Genomic DNA, 5,642 nt, shown 5'->3' with positions numbered 1-5,642 from the left:
CGCTATCAGTCGGGGATTCAGACCCGCGACTACGAAAGTTGACCACAAAACAAGAAAATTTGGTGGGGGTCTTAAACGCCGATTATTCATCCACGAGTCCTACAGAATTCATTCTGAATTCTGACGACTGGCACCTTTATTCTGTTCGATAAAGCACCCGCAGTTGAACCGATTAAAGAAGAATGCATAATCAATAATTTTACCTATACTGTAAATTCTCACAGATGGGGAAGAGTGAAAAAGTACAACTTAAAATTAGGATATAGCAACATTCTTGAGGATGGTCATCGGCCCTTGGGCTTTGAGAATTTCCATTTCTGCTGCATTCCGCACTAGCAAAGCACCAGCGAATCCTAATGAATTCACAGAGATAGACTGGAAATGCTCCTGCGATCGCGGTACGATTAACATCCATTCTCGTGTCGCTAACAGATTATAAGCACCAGATTGCCTTGTATCTAAACCTACAGCATGTCGCAAGGTGCAATAAGCTTCTAGTGTTGCTTGGGCTGCTGCGAATGGCGACTGCGTCCAATTGGAATTTAGTGGTGCGAAAGCGTGTATAAAAGGAAGTTTTGGTAAAGTTGCGTTGACAAAGCCCACCGTTTGCGTAGCGGACTGATCAGAAGGTATCGAGTTCTGAAATTGTGCTGATGTTAGCAGAGGTTCAATAGGTATCTGCGGCCCTGAAGGTGCAAGTGGTAATGGCACTAATTGCAAGTGTTTGTGTCGCTGGCTGGCACCTGCGGTTTTGCCACTGTTGTAAAATACTAAGCCATTGAAATCAGCTAGACATGCCCACATAGCCATAAAATCATCCAGGGTGAGCAAGCTTTCCTGTTCCTCGAAGCCACGGGTGATAATTAGCAGATGATAATCAACAACATTAAATTTATTCAAAATACATAGATGGGTATCAGAGATATCCGCCACAAATAAATCCTTTTCGTAGGGTAAGAAAGGATTAAATTCTTGACCAGACGTAGCAGATTGTTTTTCCTGCTTCTCCTTGGCGGTTTTTTTGCGATTCAGATTAGACAAAATCCGCACTAAAAAGCGCACGTTATCCTGTTCGACAAATTCAAATTCCGTCGGTATTGACAGTAGCGCCCCGCATTCCAAAGCATGTTCTGTCTGCTCTTTGATACTTGTCCATAAAGTCCCAGGCTTAAGTAAGATTTTCCCCTGCGCCATTTTTATTCCTTCAGGCATGGTGAAATATTTTAACAGTTTTAATTTCTTGTCGCTGACCAGTACGACGCTGTTCAGGAATTTATCCAGGCTATCCAAAAATAACTTGTGTAATAAAGCAAACATTTCACTCTAACGATTTATGTTGTCTGGGGAATTGCTTACCTTATCTAGGGTATCTAGGGAGTAGGCGTAATCTGGCAGAGAGTTAAAATGCTGTATGAATTGCATCAATTCTGCCTCTATAAGGAGTCTTTGCCCTCTTTTCTGATATATCCTTTAAGGACTTAAAGCCTCTACTACCTTGACCGCGACCAACTTTTATGTAGCGTTTAAACTTGGCCTCAGTCAACTCCTGCCTACCTCTCGCCATAAAGCTGACCTTTCTGGATCTGCCTAGACTATGCACATTCAGGAATTGTAGAACTTTTTTATTTATTGTTGAACTTTTTTATTCCTCTACAAATTTTGATCATGATCATTAAAATAAATCGCAAACTGTATAATTGGCAATACGGCTCATGATAATCATCGAAAGAGATCACAATGATTGCCTTACCTGGAGTTGCCATCCAAAGCAAAATCTATGAGAGTTCGGCATCTCTGGTGTATCGGGGGATCAGAGTGCAAGATAATCGATCGCTCATCGTCAAGATGCTCAAGCAAGATTATCCCTCGACCCAAGAACTGACTCGCTACAAACAAGAATATGAAATTACCCGCTCCCTCAACCTGCAAGGAGTCATCAAGGCATACAGCCAGCAGGAATATCAACGCACACTTGTAATTTTATTAGAAGACTTTGGTGGAGAGTCTTTAGAACAATGGATGCACAAATGTCCAGAGACTTTCTCCCCCATGCCTTTATCTACTTTCCTCCGGCTTGCCATTGACCTCACAGACATTTTAGGCAGAATCCATGCAGCTGATGTGATTCATAAGGACATCAACCCCGGCAACATTGTCCTCAATCCACATACTGGTGTTGTCAAAATCATTGACTTTGGGATTGCCACCCGCTTTAACCGCACGAATCCAACTTTCAAAAGCCACCATGCTTTAGAAGGAACCCTCCTCTACCTGTCTCCAGAACAAACCGGGAGAATGAATCGTTTGCTCGATTACCGCACTGATTTCTATTCGCTGGGTGTGACTTTTTACGAACTGCTAACCGGACAACTGCCATTTCCCACAACGGACATCCTTGAATTAGTCCATTGTCATATTGCTAAACAGCCACCTCCACCTGATGAATTGAATGCAACAATTCCCAAAGCAGTTTCAAATATAATTATGAAACTGATGGCAAAAAATGCCGAGGATCGCTATCAAAATGCTTGGGGAATCAAAGCGGATTTAGAAATTTGTGCCGAGCAATTAACAGAAATTGGTAAAATTGATAATATTCAACTGGGTCTGCTAGACATTCAAGATCGGTTTCAAATTCCTCAAAAACTCTATGGAAGAGACAAAGAAGTTGCAATGTTAATAGCGACTTTTGAGCGCGTTGCTGCTTCACCAAACCATGCAGAAAATATTTCAGAACAGGAACAAAATAGCAACTCAGCATTCCCAGTCGAAATGATGTTGGTATCTGGTTATGCTGGAATTGGGAAATCAGCGTTAGTGCAGGAAATTTATAAACCAATCACCCAAAAGCGGGGCTATTTTATATCTGGGAAGTTCGATCAATTTCAGCGCGATATTCCCTACAGTGCGATCGCAGATGCTCTGCAAAAATTAGTACAGCAACTACTCGGTGAGTCAGACGAGCAAGTGCAGCAGTGGCGATCGCGTCTGCTTGCAGCTTTAGGAAACAACGGACAAATCATTATTGATGTCATCCCAGAAGTTGAGTTAATTATTGGCAAGCAGCCACCTGCACCGGAGGTTGGCACAACTGAAGCTCAAAATCGCTTCAATCGGATTTTTCAATCGTTTGTGCGGGTGTTTTGCTCCAAGGAACACCCCCTAGTAATTTTTCTAGATGATTTGCAGTGGATAGACTCAGCAACGCTGAAGTTAATCGAGTTGATGCTGCTAGATGAGCAAATCCAATCTCTATTTTTAATTGGAGCATATCGAGATAATGAGGTAAATTCAACGCATTTACTGGCATTAATGCTAGAAAGATTGCGAAAACAAGGAGTAGTTTTTCAAAAAATTATCCTGACACCCTTAACGCTGGAACCCTTGAGTCAGTTAATTGCCGAGACGCTACATCAAAATACTGACAATGTTCATTCTTTAGCTGAGTTAGTGCTGCGTAAAACCGAACGCAATGAAATTGCGCGATTAAATTTAATCGCAGGTCAAAAAGCAAAAGCAGCGATCGCCCATAATGTTGCGAAAAAATATTTAGTCACAGCAAAAGTTTGGCTAGCAGATTCAAGCTGGCAAACAAACTACGATTTGACCTTAGAGTTATATTCAGAAACTACAGAAGTTGCATTCCTGTGTGGCGATTTTGAGCAGGTAGAATATTGGGTGGCGATCGTTTTACAAGAAGCTCAAACGATTCTCGATACCGTAAAAGTTTACGAAGTCAAAATTCAAACCTATATCGCCCAGAGCCAGCTATTAGCAGCCATTGATATTGCATTGCAAATTTTGCAGCAATTAGGAATCACTTTTCCCAAAATCTCTAGTCAGTCAGATATTCGCCTCGAACTAGATCCGATCGCATCACTCATCGGCTCAAAGCCGATTGAGGACTTGAGCCATTTGCCCCAAATGACAGAGCCAGACAAGTTGGCGGCGATGCGGATTTTATCAAGCATCACGGTTGCTGCCTATATTGTGGCTCCTGATTTGATGCCTCTACTTGCATCTAAACAGGTCAACTTGTCCATTCAGTATGGTAATGCGTTTGCTTCTCCCTTCGCCTATGCCTTGTGTGGATTAATTCTTTGTGGAATGGTGGGAAAGATCGAGTCTGGTTATCAGTTTGGACAGCTTGCTTTAAGGCAGTTGTCACAGCCGAATACCCATTCCCTCAGAGCCAGGACATTGATGTTTGTAAATATTTTCATCATCCATCGGAAAGAACATATTAGAAAAATATTGCAGCCATTACTAGAAGCCTATCAAAGTGGACTAGAAACTGGAGATTTTGAGTTTGCTGCCTATTGCGCTCACACTTACTGCCTCCAATCCTTTGTCGTTGGAAAGGAACTCTTGGAAGTTGAACGGGAGATGAGGACATTCAGTGAAGCAATCCGTCAATTTAAACAGGAAGCAGTACTCAATTGGGCTGAAATATTTCAGCAGTCTATCTTAAATTTGAGGGAATGCCCGGTCAATCCAACCAGTCTAATTGGCGAATCCAACAATGAGGATAATACACTTACACAAGACGAACAAGATGGATTTGCAATCTTTCTAGTGTATTTCAACAAACTTCTTGTATGCTATCTATTTTCTAAGTACGATCGGGCAGTTGAAAACTCAGCTAGAGCGGAAAATTATTTACTCCAAGTAAGAGCGACACCCTCTGTTCCTTTGTACTACCTCTATGACTCTCTGGCAAGGCTTGCGGTATACCCTGGAAGCAATAATCAAGTGCAAGAGGAAATCCTCAAAAAAGTTGCGGTTAACCAGGAAACAATACAAGACTGGGCACGTTATGCACCTATGAATTATTTACATAAATATCATTTGGTGCAAGCAGAGATTGCACGAGTTTCAGGTCAGTTGCTTGAGGCAGAAGAATTCTATGAACAAGCCATTCAAGGAGCCAGTGAAAATGGATATATCCAAGAAGAAGCGTTAGCTTATGAATTAGCTGCAAAACATTATTTGGTGCGAGGTAGAGAAAAGTTTGCCCAAACCTACATGAAAGAAGCTCACTACTGCTATAAACGTTGGGGAGCAGTTGCAAAGGTCAAAGATTTAGAGACTCGCTATCAGCAGCTATTTCCTCAACCATTGGCTATGGCTTATACACCAATCCATACAACTTCTGGAACCACCTCTAATAACTCAGACATCGCTTTCGATTTAGCGGTGGTACTAAAAGCATCCCAAGCGATTTCTAGTGAAATGGAACTAGATCAATTGCTCAGTTCTTTGATGAAAATCTTAATTGAGAATGCTGGCGCACAAACAGGATTTCTGATTTTGGAAAACTTAGGGAAATGGGCAATTGAAGCTTCTTGTGAACTCAATGATAGTAAGAATGTCTGTGCTACACAAGTACTGCAATCCATCCCACCAGCAAATCGATTGCCTGAATCAATTATTAATTATGTGATTCGGACTCATGAATCTGTGATCTTAAATGATGCCACTTGTGAAGGTAATTTTGTCAATGAGCCATACATTCAACACAACCAAACTCAATCGATTTTCTGTTTGCCACTGCTGAACCAAGGTAAACTCGTGGGCGTATTGTATCCAGGGTTAGCGCGTCTCAAACCCTATTGACAGGCGGATAATAGTACGGAATTAGA

2 protein-coding genes are annotated in these 5,642 nt (G+C 41.7%); one reads left to right on the top strand and one right to left on the bottom strand.

Going from position 1 to position 5,642, the window contains the following annotated elements:
• Positions 1-255 precede the first annotated feature (255 nt).
• Positions 256-1,194 (bottom strand): phosphorylase, encoded by a 939-nt coding sequence (locus tag PUQ00_RS32150; RefSeq protein WP_300424003.1) that lies wholly within the window; start codon positions 1,192-1,194, stop codon positions 256-258.
• 543 nt (positions 1,195-1,737) lie between these two features.
• Between PUQ00_RS32150 and PUQ00_RS32145 the strand changes: the two genes are divergently transcribed.
• Positions 1,738-5,616 (top strand): AAA family ATPase, encoded by a 3,879-nt coding sequence (locus PUQ00_RS32145; protein WP_300424001.1) that lies wholly within the window; start codon positions 1,738-1,740, stop codon positions 5,614-5,616.
• Positions 5,617-5,642: the final 26 nt, after the last annotated feature.

This window comes from Nostoc sp. S13, from assembly GCF_029379315.1.
In the GTDB taxonomy this organism is placed as follows: domain Bacteria; phylum Cyanobacteriota; class Cyanobacteriia; order Cyanobacteriales; family Nostocaceae; genus Nostoc.
The sequence above is the reverse complement of the archived record's forward strand: the minus strand, read 5'-3'. Positions and strand labels throughout refer to the sequence as shown.